This is a genomic window from uncultured Clostridium sp., from assembly GCF_947039605.1.
In the GTDB taxonomy this organism is placed as follows: Bacteria; Bacillota; Clostridia; order Clostridiales; family Clostridiaceae; genus Sarcina.
The window spans coordinates 35305-56245 of record NZ_CAMQZG010000009.1 but is presented as its reverse complement, the minus strand read 5'-3'; the positions used below and the strand labels follow the sequence as shown (position 1 = coordinate 56245).

Annotated in this window: 18 protein-coding genes and 1 tRNA gene; 17 read left to right on the top strand and 2 right to left on the bottom strand. The window is 29.9% G+C overall.

What is annotated here, in order from left to right:
- From Q0V24_RS05005 to Q0V24_RS04965, 9 genes are all read left to right on the top strand, one after another.
- A complete protein-coding gene (locus Q0V24_RS05005; protein ID WP_297519188.1) occupies window positions 1-2361 on the top strand; it encodes an endonuclease MutS2 in 2361 nt (786 codons plus the stop codon).
- A 137-nt stretch (window positions 2362-2498) separates the two neighbouring features.
- Complete coding sequence (locus Q0V24_RS05000) at window positions 2499-2924, top strand: MarR family transcriptional regulator (RefSeq protein WP_297519186.1); 426 nt, start codon at window positions 2499-2501, stop codon at window positions 2922-2924.
- Between the two features lie 33 nt (window positions 2925-2957).
- On the top strand, window positions 2958-4286 hold the full coding sequence (locus Q0V24_RS04995) for an MATE family efflux transporter (RefSeq protein ID WP_297519184.1): 1329 nt from the start codon (window positions 2958-2960) through the stop codon (window positions 4284-4286).
- Between the two features lie 11 nt (window positions 4287-4297).
- The gene (locus tag Q0V24_RS04990; RefSeq protein WP_297519182.1) at window positions 4298-4738 is read left to right on the top strand and encodes a DUF523 domain-containing protein; all 441 of its coding nucleotides are present in this window, start codon (window positions 4298-4300) and stop codon (window positions 4736-4738) included.
- A 94-nt stretch (window positions 4739-4832) separates the two neighbouring features.
- Entirely contained in the window at window positions 4833-5564 is a 732-nt protein-coding gene (locus tag Q0V24_RS04985; RefSeq protein ID WP_297519180.1) for an HAD-IB family hydrolase, read from the top strand.
- Window positions 5565-5733: 169 nt separating this feature from the next.
- On the top strand, window positions 5734-6327 hold the full coding sequence (locus Q0V24_RS04980) for a 50S ribosomal protein L25 (RefSeq protein ID WP_297519178.1): 594 nt from the start codon (window positions 5734-5736) through the stop codon (window positions 6325-6327).
- Between the two features lie 170 nt (window positions 6328-6497).
- The gene (locus Q0V24_RS04975) at window positions 6498-8228 is read left to right on the top strand and encodes a phospho-sugar mutase (protein WP_297519176.1); all 1731 of its coding nucleotides are present in this window, start codon (window positions 6498-6500) and stop codon (window positions 8226-8228) included.
- Between the two features lie 62 nt (window positions 8229-8290).
- Entirely contained in the window at window positions 8291-9379 is a 1089-nt protein-coding gene (locus tag Q0V24_RS04970) for a hypothetical protein (protein ID WP_297519174.1), read from the top strand.
- Between the two features lie 15 nt (window positions 9380-9394).
- Window positions 9395-10027, top strand: coding sequence for a cyclodeaminase/cyclohydrolase family protein (locus tag Q0V24_RS04965; RefSeq protein ID WP_297519172.1), 633 nt, complete (start codon window positions 9395-9397; stop codon window positions 10025-10027).
- A 38-nt stretch (window positions 10028-10065) separates the two neighbouring features.
- Here the strand turns inward: Q0V24_RS04965 and Q0V24_RS04960 are convergent, their stop codons facing one another.
- Window positions 10066-10857: a polysaccharide deacetylase family protein gene (locus tag Q0V24_RS04960; protein WP_297519170.1), complete on the bottom strand. Its 792-nt coding sequence runs from the start codon at window positions 10855-10857 to the stop codon at window positions 10066-10068.
- Between the two features lie 162 nt (window positions 10858-11019).
- Here Q0V24_RS04960 and ychF point away from each other — a divergent pair, with 162 nt between their 5' ends.
- From ychF to Q0V24_RS04945, 3 genes are all read left to right on the top strand, one after another.
- Window positions 11020-12117: a redox-regulated ATPase YchF gene (gene ychF / locus Q0V24_RS04955; RefSeq protein ID WP_297519168.1), complete on the top strand. Its 1098-nt coding sequence runs from the start codon at window positions 11020-11022 to the stop codon at window positions 12115-12117.
- A 134-nt stretch (window positions 12118-12251) separates the two neighbouring features.
- On the top strand, window positions 12252-12449 hold the full coding sequence (locus tag Q0V24_RS04950; protein ID WP_297519166.1) for a helix-turn-helix transcriptional regulator: 198 nt from the start codon (window positions 12252-12254) through the stop codon (window positions 12447-12449).
- 4 nt (window positions 12450-12453) lie between these two features.
- The gene (locus tag Q0V24_RS04945; protein WP_297519163.1) at window positions 12454-12834 is read left to right on the top strand and encodes a hypothetical protein; all 381 of its coding nucleotides are present in this window, start codon (window positions 12454-12456) and stop codon (window positions 12832-12834) included.
- Window positions 12835-12891: 57 nt separating this feature from the next.
- On the opposite strand, the gene Q0V24_RS04940 is transcribed toward Q0V24_RS04945, so the two are convergent.
- Window positions 12892-12988 (bottom strand) — tRNA-Sec (locus Q0V24_RS04940).
- A 461-nt stretch (window positions 12989-13449) separates the two neighbouring features.
- Here Q0V24_RS04940 and rsmH point away from each other — a divergent pair.
- From rsmH to Q0V24_RS04915, 5 genes are all read left to right on the top strand, one after another.
- A complete protein-coding gene (gene rsmH, locus Q0V24_RS04935) occupies window positions 13450-14382 on the top strand; it encodes a 16S rRNA (cytosine(1402)-N(4))-methyltransferase RsmH (protein WP_297519161.1) in 933 nt (310 codons plus the stop codon).
- 39 nt (window positions 14383-14421) lie between these two features.
- Window positions 14422-14823: a hypothetical protein gene (locus Q0V24_RS04930; RefSeq protein WP_297519159.1), complete on the top strand. Its 402-nt coding sequence runs from the start codon at window positions 14422-14424 to the stop codon at window positions 14821-14823.
- A gap of 87 nt (window positions 14824-14910) precedes the next feature.
- A complete protein-coding gene (locus tag Q0V24_RS04925) occupies window positions 14911-17127 on the top strand; it encodes a stage V sporulation protein D (RefSeq protein WP_297519157.1) in 2217 nt (738 codons plus the stop codon).
- A 97-nt stretch (window positions 17128-17224) separates the two neighbouring features.
- Complete coding sequence (locus Q0V24_RS04920) at window positions 17225-19402, top strand: stage V sporulation protein D (protein WP_297519155.1); 2178 nt, start codon at window positions 17225-17227, stop codon at window positions 19400-19402.
- Window positions 19403-19491: 89 nt separating this feature from the next.
- On the top strand, window positions 19492-20937 hold the full coding sequence (locus Q0V24_RS04915) for a UDP-N-acetylmuramoyl-L-alanyl-D-glutamate--2,6-diaminopimelate ligase (protein WP_297519153.1): 1446 nt from the start codon (window positions 19492-19494) through the stop codon (window positions 20935-20937).
- The last annotated feature ends 4 nt before the right edge of the window (window positions 20938-20941 follow it).

The following is a 20941-nucleotide window of genomic DNA, read 5'->3' as shown; positions in this document are numbered from 1 at the left end:
ATGAATAATAAGGTTATTAAAACTTTAGAATTTGATAAGGTAAAAAAATTAGTAGAAAAGTATGCAATTACATCATCAGCAAAGGAAATGATAAATCAGCTTGCGCCATATGGGGCATATAATGATATTATTGAGCATCTTGCTGAAACAAAAGAAGCACTAGATGTTTTAGTTAAAAAAGGCACACCTCCATTTGAGGGACTTTATGATGTTAAAGAAGATCTTATAAGAGCAGGAAAAGGTGGTAGTCTTGGACCTTTCTCCCTTCTTAAAATAGCTAATATGCTTAGTTGTGCTAGAAGATTTTCTGAGTTTTTACAAAGAAAAGAAGAGGAAGAAAGTTTTAGAATATTAGAAGATATAGTATTTGGAGTTGTTCCTTACAAAAATATAGAGGATGCTATCTTTAATGCTATTGTTGGAGAGGAAGAAATTTCTGATAAGGCAAGTTCAAAATTATATAATTTAAGAAGAACTTTAAGAGAAAAAAATGCATCTGTTAGAGATAAGGTTAATGTACTTGTTAAGGATAATGCAGAATATCTTCAAGATTCTCTTGTTACAGTAAGAGGAGATAGATATGTTATTCCTGTAAAAGCAAGTTTTAAAGGTTCTGTACCAGGACTTATACACGATCAAAGTTCTAGTGGTTCAACTGTATTTATAGAACCTATTGGTCTTGTTAATTTAAATAATGAGATTAAAGAAATTATGCTTGAGGAAAGAAAAGAAATTCAAAGAATTTTAGAAGAACTTTCAGGCATGGTTGAAAGTGTTATAAAAAATATTCAAAACAACTTTAATATAATTGTTGAATTTGATTTTATATTTGCAAAAGCTAAATACGCAAGTCTTATAGATGGTACTATACCAAATATAAGCAAAGAAGGAAGGATTGACCTTATCGAAGCAAGGCATCCACTTATTGCAAGAGAAGATGTAGTTGCAGCAAGTATTTATCTTGGTGGAGATTTTACTAGCCTTGTTGTTACAGGTCCGAATACTGGCGGTAAAACTATAACTTTAAAGACAGCTGGACTTTTAGAACTTATGGGTCTTTCAGGTCTTTTAATACCTGCAGAGGAAAATTCAACTATTGCACATTTTGATGAGATTTATGCTGATATTGGAAAAGAACAAAGTATAGAGCAAAGTTTATCTACTTTCTCAGCTCATATGACTAATATAGTTTATATAATGGAACATGCAACTGAAAATAGTTTTATATTATTTGATGAGCTTGGTTCAGGAACAGACCCAACAGAGGGGTCTGCACTTGCTATTGCAATTCTTGAAACACTTAGAAAAAGAGGTTGTAGATTATTATCAACAACTCACTATAGTGAACTTAAAGGTTATGCTTTAAGAACTATTGGAGTAGAGAATGCTTCAGTTGAATTTGATATAGAGACACTTAGCCCAACTTATAGATTATTAATAGGAATACCTGGTAAGTCAAATGCTTTTGAGATTTCAAAAAGACTTGGATTATCAGAAAATCTTATAAAGGAGGCTAAGGAACTTATAAATAGTGATTCACTTCAGTTTGAAGATTTAATTCAAAGTCTTCAAGATAAAAATATTGCAGCAGAGAAGTATGCAAGAGATACTGAAAAATATAAAATTCAGGCAAGGATGGCTAAAGAAAAATTAGATGTTAAACTTGCAAGAATTGATGAAGTAAGAGAAAATGCTTATGCTGAGGCTAGAAGAGAATCAAAGTCAATTCTTGATACAGCTAAGGATGAGGCAGATGCTATCCTTAAAAATATGAGAGAACTTGAAAAGCTTGGTATAACAAGTGAAGCTAGAAGAGAACTTGAAAAACAAAGAGGAAAGCTTCGTGATAAGATAAGTGACGCTCAAATGGCACTTCACAAAAAGGTTGAGGATGAAAAGGGTGAGGAACTTACTGAGGTTTATGAAGGTATGGAAGCAATGTTACCTAGAATAAATCAAAAAGTTATAATTCTTAGTATGCCTGATAGAAAAGGTGAGGTTCTAGTTGAAGCTGGAATAATGAAGATAAATGTTAAACTTAAGGAACTTAGAAAAGCTAAAGTTTCTAAGCAAGAGAAGAAGATACAAAAAAGAGAATCAAAGCTTAATTTAAGAGTAGTACCTACATCTGTTGATTTAAGAGGACTTGATTCTATTGATGCTATTATGACTACTGATAAATATCTTGATGATGCAGCTATTGGAGGACTTAGAGAAGTTACAGTAGTTCATGGTAAGGGTACAGGAGTTTTAAGAGATGAAATAGGAAAAATGCTTAAAAGACATCCACATGTTAAAAATCATAGACTTGGAGTTTATGGTGAAGGTGGAAATGGAGTTACTATTGTAGAACTTAAATAATTTAAAGGTTAGTTTGAAGTTGATAAAACTTTAAACTAACTTTTTTTATTTTATAATAGTTATAAATTTGACAGTTTGAATTCTAACTATTATAATTTAGTTAGAATTCAAACTAAATTGATATGGAGGGATTTTGGATGAAAAAAATAAATTTAGAGATTTCAGGGTTAATTAGAGAAATTGGGATAAAGACAAAAAATAATGCTGATTCTAATCTTTTAGGAACAGGATTAAATTCAAAGCAGGCTAAAATGATAGGCTATATTTATAAACATCAAGAAGAGGGAGTTATTCAAAATGATTTAGCTAAAAAGTTTAATAAAACTAAGGCTAGTATAACTAGTATGCTTCAAGGACTTGAGAGAAAAGGATATATAAAAAGAGTGATTAATGAGGAAAATGAAAGACAAAAGAAAATTTATGTTTTAGATAAAGGTATTGCACTTGTTGCAGAGTTTAAAAATGTATTTGATAATATTGAAATTCAAATGTATAGCACATTAACAGAGGATGAGAGTAAAACTTTAAAAGATTTATTAGATAAGGTAAATAAAAATTTATAATTTGAAATTTGAACAAAAGATAAGGAGTATTTTATGGAAAATGAATATTATTTAAAGGAAGCACCAATTAGAAAATCAGTAAGAAAACTTGCAGTGCCAATGATGATTGGTATGTCAGTTGCAACTATTTATAGTGTTATAAATGCTTATTTTATAGGGCTTTTACATAATACTGCTATGTTTTCTGCAATTACATTTGGATTACCTGTATTTGTTGTATTAATGGCAATTGGAAATGTTTTTGGAGCTGGTGGTGGAACTTTTATTTCTAGACTTGCAGGTGAGGGAAATACAGAAAAATGCAAAAAAATAGCTGGGTATACTTTTTACTCTAGTATTATAGGTGGAATTATAGTTGCAATAATTGCAGTTATATTTTCATCATTTATAACAAAAATTCTTGGAGCGAATGCTCAAACTTTTGCTTATACAAGAGAGTACATAGTAGTTTTATTTATAGGGGGATTTTCTATAGTATTAAATTTTGCCTTAGAACAGCTTGTAAGAGCAGAAGGGGCATCAAAAGAGTCAATGTATGGAGTTGTTATAAGTTCTATATGTAGCTTAGTATTAGACCCTATATTTATTTTATATTTTAATTTTAATGTTATAGGAGCAGCAGTTGCTACTATTTTAGCTAATCTTGGTGCAGTTGCATATTACATATATTTTTTAGAGAAAAAAAGTTTATATTTAAAAGGATTTTTAAGTCATTATAAAATTTCTTTAAGTGATAGACAGGAAATTTATAAAGTAGGACTTGGAGAGCTTTTTCAAGCAATATTTATAATTATTGTAACACTTCTTATTAATAATTTTGCAATTGAGTATGGTGATGGAGTTGTAACTTCTTTTGGGATTGCACTTAGAATAACTCAGATTCCAGAGTTCTTAGCTATGGGAGTATTTTTAGGGTTAATTCCTCTTTTTGCATATAATTTTGCTGCTAAAAACACTAAAAGGATGAAAGAGGCTTTAAAATATGCTTTTACATATATTGCGGTAATATTACTTGTTTTTTGTAGTATAGTTTTTATACTTAGAAATCAAATTATAAGAGGATTTTCAAATAATCAAGAAGTTATAACTATTGGAGTTTACATATTATCAGTAATGCTTTTAGCGGCTATATTCAATGGGTTTACAGGATTGATTATAGGAGTATTCCAAGCAACAGGTCAAGGTTTTGAAACAATGATAATGTCTATATTACAAGGTGTTTCTTATATAGTTGTTATAATAGTTTTACACTATTTCTTTGGACTTCATGGAGTTATATGGTCAATGGCAGTTACCGAGATTTTAATGTGTATAATTGGTGGTATAATGTTTATAAGATTTAAAAGAAAAAATAATTTGTAGAGGTGTAGGGTATGATTTTAGTGAGTGCTTGTTTATGTGGTGAGAATTGTAAGTATAGTGGTGGAAATAATAAAAATAAAAAAGTTTTAGATTTTATTAAGGATAAAGAGGTTGTTTGTATATGCCCAGAAGAACTAGGTGGGCTTTCAACGCCAAGAAATCCAGCAGAGATAATAGGTAGTGCTAAGGGGGTATTAGATAATAAAGATAAGATAATAACTAATGATGATAAAGATGTTACTTTAGAATTTTTAAGGGGAGCTGTGGAGAGTTTGAAAATTGCTAAGGAAAATAAAGTGGAACTTGCAATTTTGAAAGCAAAAAGTCCTTCTTGTGGAAAGGGAATGGTTTATGATGGAACATTCTCAAATATAAAAATTAAGGGTAATGGTGTAACAGCCCAATTATTTATTGATAATAATATAAAAGTTTTAACAGAAGATGATGTATAAAACCTACTGTAGATACTATTGTAAAATTATGTTGAAAAATGATATAATATAATTAACAAATTTTGAGATACTTTAAACAAAGGAGGAATTTACTATGGAAAAAAGAATAGCAGCTTTCTTTGATATAGATGGAACGATTTATAGAGAAGGATTAATAACAGAGGTATTTAAGAAAATAGTAAAGTATGAACTTATAAAAGAAGAAAAGTGGGATAATGAAGTTAAACCTGCTTTTGTGAAGTGGGACAAGCGACAAGGCGACTATGACGAGTACTTATTAAAAATGGTTGATATATACATAGATGCTATAAAGGGACTTAAAAAATATCATATAGACCATATTGCAAAGAATGTTATAGAGCAAAAAGGTGATAGAGTTTATACTTTTACAAGAGAGAGAATTAAATGGCATAAAGAACAAGGTCATGTTGTTATAGCTATATCAGGTTCACCAATAGAGCTTGTAAAAGAGATGGCAGGAAAGCATAATATGGATGATTTTAGAGGGACAATATATAATATTGATGATGAAGAGAAGTACACAGGGGATATAACACCTATGTGGGATGCTGTTAGTAAGCAAAATGCTATAAAAGAATTGACAGAAAAATATGATATAGATTTATCTAAGAGTTTTGCTTATGGAGATACATCAGGGGACTTTACAATGTTTGAAAATGTAGGAAATCCTTATGCTATAAACCCAACTAGAGAACTTATAGGAAAAGTTAAAGAACATAAAGAAATGCGTGAAAAAATTAAGGTAATTGTTGAAAGAAAAGATGTTACGTATAAGATTAATTTAGATTCAGTTGAGATAATTTAATAAAATATATAGGTAAGGTATAAACAAAAATTTATTTGTTTATACCTTATTTTATTTTGTGTATAAAATTTAAATTTAAAAAGTTTTTCTTTTTGCAAAAAATCCTGAATAATTATAATCTCTTCTGCTAAGAATAATTGACAGGATACTTTACAGGAGGGATTAGTTTATGGAAAATTTAAATATTAATCAAAGAGTTAAGGAAACACATCATGGGGCTAGAAAAACAAGAAAAGAAGGGAAAGTTCCAGGGATTTTATATGGAAAGGCTAGTCAGAATACTCTTATTGAAATAGGAGCTCTAGAGCTTAATCAATATATACTTCAAGAGGGAGTAAATAGTGTTGTAGGTGTGAATTTAGATGGAGCTAACCATAAAGCCCTTATAAAGGAAGTGCAAAGAGATGCAATAACAAGAAAGATAATTCATGTTGATTTAGCACAAGTTAATGCACATGAAAAGGTTACAGCAAATGTACCAATTACATTTTCAGGTGAAGAGCAACTTATTAAGAGTGGTGCAGTTTTGCAAAAGCAAAAAGATAATATAAAAGTTAAGTGTGATGCAGATAGTATACCTAAGAGTATAAATATAGATGTTACAAAAGCAAACATTGGCGATAACTTTAAAATAGCAGATGTGGAATTTGCAAGTGAAATATCTATCTTAGATAGTTTAGAAAGTGTTATTGCAACAATAAGTTATGAACAAAAAAGACAAGAAGTTGTGGAAACTGTAGAAGAAGCAGTAGAAGAAAAGTAAATTTAAGTGGGCATCTTGACATAAGATGCCCTTTTTCTTTAATTTTCCATGAAAACTATAGTCATATTCGAGAAATATGTTAAAATTATACTCATGTTTTAAATTATAGTATTATAATAGTACTTTATATAATATAATTATTTATAGTTAATAATTAGGAGGATGAATTTATGTATAGAGAAAAGTATGAAAAATGGTTATCATCTGATACAATTTCAGAGGATTTAAAGGAAGAGCTTAGAGCAATTAATGGTGATAAAAAGGAAATTGAAGATAGATTTTATAAAGAATTAGATTTTGGTACAGGCGGACTTAGAGGAATAATAGGTGCAGGTACTAACAGACTTAATGTAACAACAGTTGGAAAAGCTACTCAAGGTTTTGCTAACTTTTTAAATAATGAATATAAAGAAAATATATCAGTTGCAATAGCATATGATTCAAGAAATAAATCAGATGTATTTTCAAAAGCAGCAGCACTTAATTTAGCAGCTAATGGGATAAAGGTATACTTATTTGAAAGTTTAAGACCTACACCTTTATTATCATTTGCAGTAAGATATTTAAAGTGTAATGGTGGAATAGTTCTTACAGCTTCACATAATCCTAAGATTTATAATGGGTACAAGGCTTATGATGAGAATGGATGCCAACTTACTGATGAGCCAGCTGGAAAAGTTATAACATATGTAAATAACATAGAAGATTATAATGACATAAAAACAATGAGTGAAGAGGCTGCGATAGAAGCAGGACTTCTTGTTTATATTGGTGAAGAAGTAGATGCAGCATTTATGACTGAACTTAAAAAAGTTACTATAAGAGAAGAATTAGTAAAAGAATATGCTAAAGATTTAAATATAGTTTATACACCTATTCATGGTTCAGGAAACGTGCCTGTAAGAAGGATTTTATCAGAACTTGGATATGAGAATGTTAATGTTGTTAAAGAACAAGAACTTCCAGATGGAGAATTCCCAACAGCACCATATCCAAATCCAGAAGATCCAAAAGTATTTGAACTTGCTTTAAAACTTTCAGAAGAAGTTGGAGCTGATGTTATATTTGGAACAGATCCAGACTGTGATAGAATTGGGGTTGTTGTAAAAGATAATAGTGGAGAGTATAAAGTATTATCAGGTAATCAAACAGGAATACTTTTAACTCACTATGTAATTTCATCATTAAAAGAAATGAATAGACTTCCAAAGAATGGGGCGGTAACAAAAACTATAGTTACAACAGAAGCTGTAAGAAAAATTACAGATGAGTATGGAGTTAAGTTATTTGACCTTCTTACAGGATTTAAATATATTGGGGAAATGATGACTGAGTTTGAAAAAACTAATGAGTATGAGTATTTATTAGGATTTGAAGAGAGTTATGGTTACCTTATAGGAACACAAGCAAGAGATAAGGATGCAGTAGTTGCTGCCCAAATGATTGCTGAGATGACACTATACTATAAGAAGCAAGGAAAGACATTATATGAGGCTTTAGTAGATTTATATGATAAGTATGGATACTTTAAAGAAACTTTAGTGTCAGTAACACTTGAGGGCAAAGAAGGACAAGAAAAAATAGGAGCTTGCATAGAAGCTTTAAGAAATACAACAATTTCAGAAGTTGCAGGAGTTAAAATTGTTACTGCATTTGATTATAAATTAAGTAAAGAGCTTAATAACTTAACAGCAGAGCAAAAAAATATAGACCTTCCAAAATCAAATGTGTTAAAATATGTTTTAGAGGATGATTCATGGTTTGTTGTAAGACCATCAGGGACAGAACCAAAAATGAAAGTTTACTTATCAGTTAAAGGTTCAAGTCTTGAGGATGCAGAGGCTAAGAGTGCTCAGTTTGAGAAAGATGTTATGTCTATAATAAATGAGAAATTAAATTAATAAATAGTAGGTTGCCTCAAAAGGGCAACCTATGTTTTTAGAAAGAGGAGTTGTAATTAATATTGGATTTTAATGAATATTCAAAAGATAAATTAGCAAGATTACTATTTATGGAGATTAATGCAGATGGATTTTTACAAGCATTAGGAGCAGATAATAAGGATTATAAAATAAAAGATCTATACATACCAATAGACCCAGTACACTTAAATCAAGATGTGAAAAGTGGTTTAAAACTTGATAAACTTCCTATAAATTATTTTGTAGAAGGTATGTTTTTCGCTATGGGTGGAGATAAAAAATTAAAATTTAATAGTGATTATAAAAAGATAATCCCATTAGTTAAGGATTCAGAAAAATTAATAAGAAGTCTTATTGCAGATAAAACTAAAGAAAATGAACTTGAGGATGCTTTAATGCTTCTTTTAGGATTATGTGAGTTTGAAGCAAGCAAAGAAACTTATGAAAAGACTTTACTTGTATGTGAAGCTTTAAGAGAGGCTAATAGTGCATATAATGATACTCAACTTGATATATCAGATAAAGCTAAAGAATTATTTGATAAAGAAGCTTTCCCATATCTTTATGCAGCACTTGCAAATAAGGATAAAGAAAAACTTAGTAACGCTTTAGTTGATATAAATGAATATATCAATAAGGGTGGAGAAAAAACTTCAGAGATAGAAGCCTTATGTGAAGAAGTAGAAGACGCTAGTGCATATGAAGAGGGAAAAAAAGCATTAATAGAAGACCCTACAACAGCACTTACAAAATTCTTACCTTTAGCAGATAAGTTTGAAGAGGATGCAATCCTTAGATTTTACATAGGTTCATGTTACAGAAGACTTGGGAATTTTGAAAAAGCAATATACTATCTTAATGAGAGTCAGGCACTTGATACTAATATAGTAGAGGTAGTAAATGAACTTGGAATAAACTATGCATCACTTGCTGATTATGATAATGCTATAAATTGTTTTAGAAAAGCATTTGAAGGTACAAAGGATGTAGAGGTGTGCACTAATCTTATAATGTGCTATGTTCATAATGATGATATAGAGAATGCTAAAAAGCATTTAAAACTTGCGGAAGCAATTAATAAAGATGATGAGGTTGTAAAGGAAATTAAAAAATACTTTAAAGACCTCTAAGAAGGAGGATGCAAAATGAATAATCAAAAAATTGAGGAATTTATACTTGATTTAGCATCAGAGAAACCAGCGCCAGGAGGCGGTGCAGTGGCAGCAATAGTTGCTTCGCTTGCAGGGGCATTAAGTTCTATGGTTTACAGTCTTACAGTAGGGAAAAAAGTTTATGAGGAATTATCAGAAGATGATAAGATTTTATTAAATGAAAATGTAGAAGAGGCAAAAGGCTTTTACATGGAAGCATTAAAGTTCGCAAAAAAAGATGGAAATGCATTTAATGCATTAATGGGAACATATAAACTTCCAAAAGAAACAGATGAAGAGAAAAAAAGAAGAACACATGAGATTGAAAAAAAGACTTTAGAGTGTATGATAGTACCTTTAAGTCTTGCTGAAGAAAGTCTTAGTTTTTATAAAAATATAATGTTTGCAGCTGAAAAAGGAAATAAAAATTTAGTATCAGATGCAGCTATAGCAGCAATTATGCTACATGCAGCTATTGAATCATCAATCATAAATGTTAAAGTGAATTTAAACTTTATAAAAGATGCAGATATTCAAAAGAGTGTAGGTAATAAACTTAGAATTATAGAAGAAAATAACAACATAATGAAAATGGAATCTATGAATGTTATAAATAAATACCTTTAAAAAAATTAGAGCCACTATCAAAAGTTGGCTCTAATTTTTTATGTATTACTTTTAGTTGATTTAGATAAATAATCTAAGGATTCAAATCTGTAACCTTCTGCTTTTAAATGCTTTAAGAGTCTATCTAAAATATCAGTATTTGTTTTAGAACAAGCATGTAAAAGAAGAATTTGCCCGTTATGGATATTTGAAGTTATCTTTTTAAAGGCAACATCAGGTGTAGGTTGATTATCAACAAGCCAGTCTTTATAAGCAAAAGTCCAAAAAACTGAAATATAGCCAAGTTTATTTGTTTCAACTAAAGACTTATGACTATATTTACCCATTGGAGGTCTAAAATATATTGGCATATTTTCACCGGTTATTTCTTTGAAAGTTTTTTCTGTATCTTTAAATTCACTTTCAAATGCAGGACTTCCAATAAGGGTTGGCATAGATTTGTGTTTATTAGAATGATTACATACTAAATGACCGGTTGAGTGCATTTTTTTTACTATATCAGGTTCTTTACTCATATAATATTTTGTAACAAAAAAAGCAGCAGGAACTTTATTATCATTTAGAATATCTATTATTTTATTAGTATATCCCTGTTCGTATCCTTCATCAAAAGTAAGATATAAAACTTTTTCATTTTCATTTCCTTTGAAAAGTGCTAAATTATCATTAAGAAATGGTGCTTCTTTTGGGGAAGTTAAAGTATTTAAGTTTTTATCAAAAGAATAATACCAGTTAAGTTCAGTATTATTTACAGTTGTCGGACTAGCAAAAATATTTAAGGGAGATGCTAAAAATATAATACTAAAAAACATCATCAAAAAATTAAACATAAATATCACCTCGTTACATATAGTATGTCTATATATGCTTAACTATATATATATAAGTAAATGCCTATAAATACATTATTATCCATAGCTTGAAATATAATAAAAGCTAGAGTATAATTTATAGGTAAATTAATAAGTTAAAAATGAAAGGAATGTACATAGATGAGATTAGGAATAGTTGGCCTACCAAATGTAGGAAAAAGTACATTATTTAATGCTATAACAAAGGCTGGAGCAGAATCAGCAAATTATCCATTCTGTACTATCGAACCAAATATTGGAGTTGTTAGTGTCCCAGATAAAAGATTAGATGTTTTAGAGAAAATGTATGGAACAAAAAGAAAAATTTATACAGCAATAGAATTTTATGATATTGCAGGTCTTGTTAAAGGGGCTAGTAAAGGTGAAGGACTTGGAAACAAATTCTTATCACATATAAGAGAAGTTGAATCAATAGTTCACGTTGTTAGATGTTTTGAAGATGAAAATGTTATACACGTAGAAGGTTCAGTTGACCCTATAAGAGATATTGAAACAATAAGTTTAGAGCTTATATTTGCGGACCTTGATGTTATTGAAAAAAGACTTGAAAAAGGTACTAAAGCAGTAAGATCTGGAGATAAGAATGCTAAAGCAGAGCAAGCATTAATGCAAAGAGTTAAAGATCATCTTGAACTTAATAAACCAGCAAGAACTTTAGATATGGATGAAGAAGAAGAAATGCTTATGAAAGGTCTATTCCTTATAACATCAAAGCCAGTTCTTTATGCTTGTAATATATCAGAAGAAGATATGATGGAAGGGAACCTTGAAAATGATATGGTTCTTAAAGTTAAAGAGTTTGCAACAAATGAAGCAGCAGGTACAACAGTTGTATCAGCTAAACTTGAAGAAGAATTATCAGGACTTGATGATGAAGAAAAAGCTGAAATGCTAGAAGAGTATGGCTTGAATGAATCAGGGCTTGATAAGTTAATACAAGAAAGTTATAGACTTCTTGGATTAATCAGTTACCTTACAGCAGGAGTTCAAGAAGTTAGAGCTTGGACAATTAAAGAAGGAACAAAAGCACCAGCAGCAGCTAGTAAAATCCACTCAGATATTGAAAGAGGATTTATTAGAGCTGAAGTAGTAGGGTACAATGATTTAGTTGAATGTGGTTCAGAGCCAGCAGCTAAAGATAAAGGTCTTTATAGATTAGAAGGTAAAGAGTACGTTATGAAAGATGGAGACGTTGTTCAATTCAGATTTAACGTATAATATAAAAGATAGAGCTTATGGAATTTCCATAGGTTCTATTTTTTTATTACTTATAAAGTTAACTTGCTATACCGATGAATATAATAGTATAATTTAGGTGTAAAGCTAACTTTACATATGGAAAGGAAGAAAATATGAAAAATAATTTAGAAAGTATAAGGATAGAAAGAGGAATAAATCAGGAGAGTTTAGCAAAAGAGCTGAAAGTTTCAAGACAAACAATAAGCTCTTTAGAAAATGGAAGGTATAATCCTTCAATAATTTTAGCTTTTAAAATAGCAAAATATTTTAATTTAAAAATTGAAGAAATATTTATTTATGAGGGGGAGTAATCAAATGGGTGAAAGTATGGTCAAAAAAGTAATTTTATTAATAGTAGTAGCTATAATGCAGGGATTAGGAATTTTATTATATTTTATGACAGAAAATAAAGTTTTAACATTAGGGTGTACTATGATAGCATTTATTATTGGATTAGTTTTTATGAATAATACAAGTGAAGAAGAGCGTTTAGAAATAAATGATGAGAGAAACACAATGATAAGAAGCAAGACTCATATGGCAACTAACAATATAATAATTTTTATTCAAATAGGAATAGCTATATTGTTGTATTTAAAGGGATTTTATCGAGTAGGAAATTTAATTACGACAATTATTTTATTGAATGGAATTTTTATGAGTTTGTCATCTAGGTATTACGAGAGGAAATATTAAAATTTGTAGAAAAAAAGGTATTGTTTTAAGAAAAACTTAAATCAATACCTTTTTTATTGGCGGGAATATGTGAGAATCGAACTCACCAATGATAGTATTAGTACCACAACTAGGTTTTGAAGACCCGTAGAGACACCAGCCCCTATCTACTCCCATATATCTACTTTATTCTATAATAATTGATGGAGAATGTCAAAAAATAATTAAATGTTGTAGTATATTATATGATATTGTATAAAAAAAGGTGAATTGATTAACTATTTATATAATAGAATTAATATTTATTAAATGAAATCTAATAAAAAGTGGTGAAAAGTTGTTGCAATCTTGTAGGTATATAGTGTAAATTATATATATAAGGATAATTTATATTTGTATAAGTTATTAGTATATGAGATAAAGATAAAGAATATGTTTTTAGGTGAGTATAATAATAATTTTAATTATACCTATTTAAGTTTAAAAAACTCTCAGGAAATGAGTTTTAAGTAATGTAAAATTTGATAGATACCTTAACATATATCATTTAAACAAACAGGAAGAATATAATGATAAAAACATTGGTTTTCTAACAAATATAGAAAAATAATGGATTTGGAATATAAGGAGAACAAAATGGAATTTAAGCATATATCAGTTCTTTTAAACGAGTGTATAGAAGGATTAAATATAAAAAAAGATGGAATTTATGTTGACTGTACTCTAGGTGGTGCAGGTCATTCATCAGTTATTTTAGAGCATTTAGGTAGTGAAGGTAGACTTATTGGAATAGACCAAGATAAGGATGCACTAAAGGCAGCAGGAGAAAAATTAAAAGATTTTAATAATGCAACTTTAGTACATAGTAACTTTGAAAGTATAAAATCAGTATTAGATGAGCTTGATATAGAGGGTGTTGATGGAATATTAATAGACCTTGGAGTATCATCATATCAACTTGATACAGCTGATAGAGGATTTAGTTACATGAAAGATGCACCTTTAGACATGAGAATGAACAGAGAAGAAGCATTTAGTGCACATGAAATTATAAATGGATATACAACAGACCAATTATATAGAATTATAAGAGAGTATGGGGAAGAAAAATTTGCAAAGAGAATAGCACAGTTTATAGTTAGTGCAAGAGAAGAGAAGTCTATAGAAACAACATTTGAACTTGTTGAAATTATAAAATCAGCTATACCAGCAAAAGCTAGAAGAGAGGGACCACACCCAGCAAAAAGAACATTCCAAGCAATAAGAATAGAAGTAAACAGAGAGCTTGCTATAATAGCAAATACAATCAGAGATGGAGTAAGCAAACTTAATAAAGGTGGAAGAATGGCAATAATAACATTCCACTCATTAGAAGATAGAATAGTTAAAAAGACATATATAGATTTAACAAATCCATGTAGTTGTCCAAGTGGCTTCCCAATATGTGTATGTAATAGTGATCCAGAAGTTAAGATATTAACAAAGAAGCCAATAGATGCATCAGAAGAAGAACTTGAATATAATCCAAGAAGCAGAAGTGCTAAGTTAAGAGTTTTAGAAAAATTATAATATAATAGAATACGTTACAAAAATAAGGTGGTTAAGTGAATGGGTATAGAGAATTTACGAAATGATATACAAAGAAAAACACTTGAACCAAAGAAAAAACAATCACAACACGAAAGAAGAAAATCAGAGGAAAGATATTTTAGGCGTCAAAATGAAAGAGAAAAAAGAGCAAATTATCAAATGGTTAAAAGAATAACTTCTTGTACAGTAGGGGTATTATTACTAGGAGTTATAGTTCTTTTAAGATATAATATGATATTTGGATTACAGTCTGATATTAAAGATGTTAATGGTCAAATAAAAGTTTTATCAGAAGGTAATGAGGATTTAAATATAAAAATATCAGAAGGGTTATCTTTAGAGAAAATAGAAAAGATAGCAGCTGATGAATTAAATATGATTTATCCAAAGAAAGAAGACGTAGTAAATATAGTTCCTTAACATAATAGTAAGTTTATAAGGATGTACTTTTTATATAAGTACATCCTTAAAGTTTATAAAAGTAGATTTTTATGGGGGTAATTAGTGTTGAAGAAGAGACAGAAACCTAAAATGACTAAAGAATTAAGAATTAGTATGAAAGAGAGAACAATGGTAATGCTTATTATACTTGGACTTGGTTTTTTATACGTTACAATTTTTTTAGTTTACAGAGTAGTATTTAAGGGAGCGGAGTATAAAAAGCTTGCTGATGAACAGATAGTAAATGAAATACAAATTGATGCTAAAAGAGGGCGTCTTTTAGATAGAAATGGAAAGCAATTAGCTGTTAGTGGTGATGTTTATAGACTTGATGCAGATCTTATAAGTCTTAGACAAACTATTGAAAGCAAAGCTGAAAAAAATGATGTGGATATAAAAGTTCAAGAGGGTATTTTAGCAAAAGAACTAAGTGCGATTTTGAAAGCTAATGAAAAAAGTATACGGGATAAAATTAATTTAAAGCTTGATTCAGGAAAATTAGCAAGTAGTGCTATTTTTGCAAGAAGAATTACAAAAGAACAAGCAGATGCTATAAAAAATTTAAAGTATTTTGGATTTTTAATAAGTTCAGATACAAAAAGATATTATCCAAATGATGAATTTTCTTCTTATATTTTAGGAAATGTAAATCAAGATGGACAAGGTCTTAATGGAATAGAATTATATTATGATACTATTTTATCAGGAATTCCAGGAGTTAGAATTGCAGAACTTGATGGGTATGATAAAAGTGAGTTGCCACTTGAAACAGCAACATTTACACCGCCTATCAATGGAAAAGACATAGTTTTAACTATTGATGAAAAAGTTCAGTATATAGCTGAGAAAGCGGCGGAGAAAGCTTTAATTGATAATAAAGCAGAGTCTGTAAGTGTATTAGTTATGGACCCTAATAATAATGAGATTTTAGCACTTGCTACAAATCCTGATTATAATCCTAATAAACCACATGAAGGATTTGAAAAATTTGCAGGGAAAAATGAATCTGAACAAGTACAAAAAATGTGGAGAAATAAAGTGGTTTCAGATTTATATGAACCAGGTTCAACTTTTAAAATAATAACAGCAGCAGCAGCTATTGAAGAAGGACTTGCAAATAAAGGTGAAACTTATTATTGCAATGGATATTATCTAATTGATGGACGAAGAATTCATTGTTGGAATAGAACAGGCCATGGACCGCAGACATTTATACAAATAATAGAAAATTCATGTAATGTAGGTCTTATGGACCTTGGTAAAAAACTTGGAAAAGAAAAGCTTTATGAATATATTAAAGCTTTTGGATTTGGAAGTGAGACAGGAATTGATATAACAGGAGAAAGTGTTGGTATCATTAAAACACCAGAAACTATGAGTGATTCAGACCTTGCAACGATTTCTTTTGGACAAACTAATGCAGTCAGTATGGTTCAACTTTTAACAGGGTTTAATGCTACTATTAATGGGGGATATTTAATGACTCCACATTTAATGAAAGATATTGCAAGTACTACAAAAGATGGGGCTGTAGTCATAAATGATAGTTATAAGATTGAAAAAAAACCTGTTATTAGTAAGGAAACATCAGATACATTAAAAACTATATTAGAAAGTGTTGTTGAAAATGGAACCGGACGTAGTGCTTATATAGAGGGCTTTAGAATTGGTGGAAAAACTGGTACAGCAGAAATGGTTGCAAGCACAGGTGGATATGGACAGGGTAGAATAGCATCATTTATAGCTATGGCACCAGCTAATAATCCAAAGGTAAGTATTCTTGTAACAATAGAAAATCCTAAAAGTGCATCAGCATCTGGAGGGATGATGGCAGGACCGGTAATTAAAGAGATTTTAGAAGCCATTAATGGTTATAAGTCTATAGATGAATTAAATTTTGAAACAAATATGAGTTCTTCAGTTATAATGCCAGAGGTAAGAGGAATAAATAAAGCACAAGGTCAAAAAATGATAGAAGATGAAGATTTGAAAGTAAGATTTACCGGAGAGGGAGATAATGTAAAAGAAACTGATGTTCTTCCAGGAAGTCTTGTGAAAAAAGATTCAACAATAAGTATTGAATTAACAAAGGGGAGTAGCAAAGAAAATAAAACTATAGTTCCAGATATGTTAGGGTATACTACTCAGATGGTTAGAGATATATTTAAGAAGATTGGACTTGATGCAAAATTTGATAAAACTAGTGGAAAAGTAATAAGACAGAGTATAGAGGGGGGAGAAACTGTAAGTCAAGGTGAAACTATTAAATTTATGATAGAATAAAAAAATTGAAATACAAGTAATTTAATTCAATTAATTAACATATTATTTAAGGATGTATCTAATAGGTACATCCTTATTTTGATATTGGAGGTTAATTATGAAGAGAAGTTTCAATGATAATGCAACTATAAAAAGAAGAATAATTATAGGGTCATCATTCTTATGTTTAATATTGTTTTTGCTTATAATAAGGACAAGTTATATTATGATATTTAAACATCAAGAATATTCTAAAATGGCAGTCGAGCAGTGGACAAGTGATGTAAAGATATCTGCTAAAAGAGGTAAGATTCTTGACAGAAATGGAAAGGAAATAGCTGTAAGTGGGAATGTGTATAGGGTAGACATAGACTTGAAAACTGTAGCAAAATATAATAAGGAACATAATACAACGAATGAAGAGCTTGCAAAAGGGCTATCAAAAGCTTTAGAGCTAGAGGAGGCAAAAGTTTTAAAACAACTTAATTATAAACTTCCATCAGGTGCACCAGCACAAAGTTCTATTTTAGCAAGAAGGGTTGATAAAGAAAAAGCAGATAAAGTAAAAGAGTTAGATATTAAAGGAATTATGGTATCGGCAGATACTGTAAGATATTATCCAAATGACGAATTATTATCACATGTAATAGGAACGACTAATTCTGATGGGAAAGGTCTTACAGGGGTTGAACTTATGTATGATAGTGTCCTTGCAGGAACTCCAGGGGTTAGAATTACAGAAATTGCAAAGGATGGATATGATATTACAGATACAATTTCAAGGTTCAAACCACCTATTGATGGAAAAGATGTTATATTAACTATTGATATGCAAATTCAAGAATTTGTAGAGAAAGCAGCAAATATTACAAAAGAAAAAACTAATGCAGATGCAGTAAGTATCATAGCTATGGATCCAAGAAATGGTGAAATATTAGGTATGGTTAATGCACCAGGATATGATTTGAATGATCCATATGAAGGATATGAGGATTTTAAAGGTGAAACAGATGGCGATAAAATACAAAAAATGTGGAGAAATAGAGCAGTATCAGATACATTTGAACCAGGTTCTATATTTAAGGTAGTAACTGCTACAGCGGCTATGGAAGAAGGACTTATAGAAGATGGAGAGCTGTTTAATTGTACAGGAAGTTTAAAAGTAGCTGATAGAAATATTAGATGTTGGAAAAGAACAGGACATGGTGAGTTAACTTTTGAGGGCATAGTACAAAATTCTTGCAACCCAGGATTTATGACATTAGGACAAAGACTTGGGGCTGGGAAATTAACAGAGTATATAAAGAAATTTGGATTTGGAAGTAAATCGGGAATAGATTTACCAGGTGAAGCACCAGGGATAATTAAAAAAGCTGAAAAGATTACTGATACAGACCTTGCAACAATTTCATTTGGTCAGACTAATACAGTTAATATGGTTCAGTTTATGGCAGCATTTAATGCAATTGCAAATGGTGGAGATTTAATACAACCTCATGTTATGAAGGAAGTTTCTCATGTAGATACTAGTGGGAAGAAAATCCTTGATAAAGAATTTGAACCTAAAATAACACAAGATATTATAAGTGAAGAAACATCTAAGGAATTTAGAGATATATTAGAAAGTGTAGTAGTTGAAGGTGGTGCTAAAAATTCTCGCATTGAAGGCTATCAAATAGGTGGAAAGACGGGAACGGCACAAAAAGTTAAAGAAGGTGGAGGTTATGGTGGAGGCTATGTATCTTCATTTATATCAATGGTTCCAACAAGTGATGCTAAAATCTCTCTTTTTGTTTCTATTGACAACCCTAAAGATGGAGCATATTATGGTGGGGTTATAGCAACGCCAGTAGCTAAAATGGTTTATGAAGATATCTTTAATTATTTGAAACCTTCATATTTTGATGCGTCTAAAGAGGATGAATGTGATATAATGATTCCTGAGGTTAGAGGCCTAAAGGTAATTGAGGCTAAAAAAATATTGCAAGAAGCTGGGTTGAAATATAAAGTGGAAGGCAATGATGAATATATAAGTGATATGTTACCAAAGGCAGGCTATATGGTTGCAGATGGTACTGAGATAAAACTTTACACAGGTGGTAGTTCTAATTATAATAAAGATGTGATAATTCCTAGTTTTATGGGCTACTCAAAAGAGATGGTAGTAAGTTTAGTGGGAAAAATAGGGCTTAATGCTAAATTTGAAGGTAAGGGAATTGTAACGGACCAAAGTCACAAAGAAGGTGACGTAGTTAGAAAAGGTGAAACTATCACATTTACACTAACCGCAGATTAGTTTGATTATTCAATTAGCATGTGGAATACACATGCTAATTTTTATGAATTAAATTAAAAACACAAGCATAATAATTAAGGAGTGAAGACATGCTTTTAAAAGAATTATTAAAAAATTTAGATTATAAAGTAATACAAGGTGATGATAACATAATCATAGATAGTGTACGCTATGATAATAGAAAAGTTAGTGATGGAGATTTATTTGTTTGCATAAAAGGTTTTAAGGTTGATGGACATAGTTTTGTGAAAGATGCTAAGGCAAAAGGTGCAAGTGCTATAATTGTTTCAGATGATGTTGAGATAGATGGAATTACAGTTATTAAAGTCGAAGATACAAGAAAAGCATTAGCAGTAGTAGCCTCTAATTTCTTTGGAAATCCAACAGATAAGTTAAAAGTACTTGGAGTTACAGGGACAAATGGAAAGACAACTTCAGCATTTATAATGAAAGCAATTTTAGAAAAAGCAGGATATAAAGTAGGACTTATAGGAACGATTGCAAATTATATTGGCGATAAAAAGATAGAAACACAGAGAACAACTCCAGAATCATTTGAGCTTCAAGAATTATTTAATCAAATGGTAAATGAAGGAGTACAATACTGTATAATGGAAGTTTCATCTCACTCATTAGACCTTGATAGAGTTTATGGAGTTGAATATGAAGTTGGGATATTTACAAATCTTACAAGAGATCATTTAGATTTCCATAAAACATTTGAAAATTATTATAATGCAAAATTTAAAATGTTTGAAAGATCAAAAGTATCAGTTATCAATTTAGATGATGAGTATGGTATGCAAGTTTCAAGTGATGCAGATAAAACTAATACAAAAAAAATGACATTCTCAATAAATAAAGATTCAGAATTCAAAGCTTTTGAGATTAAAATGAGTGAAAATGGGTCAGAATTTAAATTAAGACTTAATAACATTGTTGAAGAATTTAGTATCAATATTCCAGGTGAGTATAATATACACAATGCAATAGGAACTATTCTTATGGCATTTGCATTAGAGATAGATGTAAAGTCTATAAAAGAAGGAATTAGTAATATCATAATTCCGGGTAGATGTGAAATGGTAGCAAAAGAAAGAAATCTTGATTACAACATAATAATAGATTATGCACATACACCAGATGGCCTTGAAAATATACTTTCAACAATACAAGGTTTTGCTAAGGCGAAAATAATTACTGTTGTAGGGTGTGGTGGAGATAGAGATAAAGTTAAAAGACCTCAAATGGGGAAAATAGCTTGCGATTTATCAGATATTGCAGTTATTACATCAGATAATCCAAGATCAGAAGAACCTATGAGTATTATAGAAGATATAATTAAACCACTTATTAATACAAATTTTGAAGTTATAGAAAGTAGATATGATGCTATAAAGAGAGCTATGACTATAGCTAGAAAAGGTGATGTAATTTTAATTGCTGGTAAGGGACATGAAACATACCAAATTTTAAAAGATAAAACAATCGATTTTGATGAAAGAAAAGTAGTTTACGAAATATTAGATAAATAAAGGA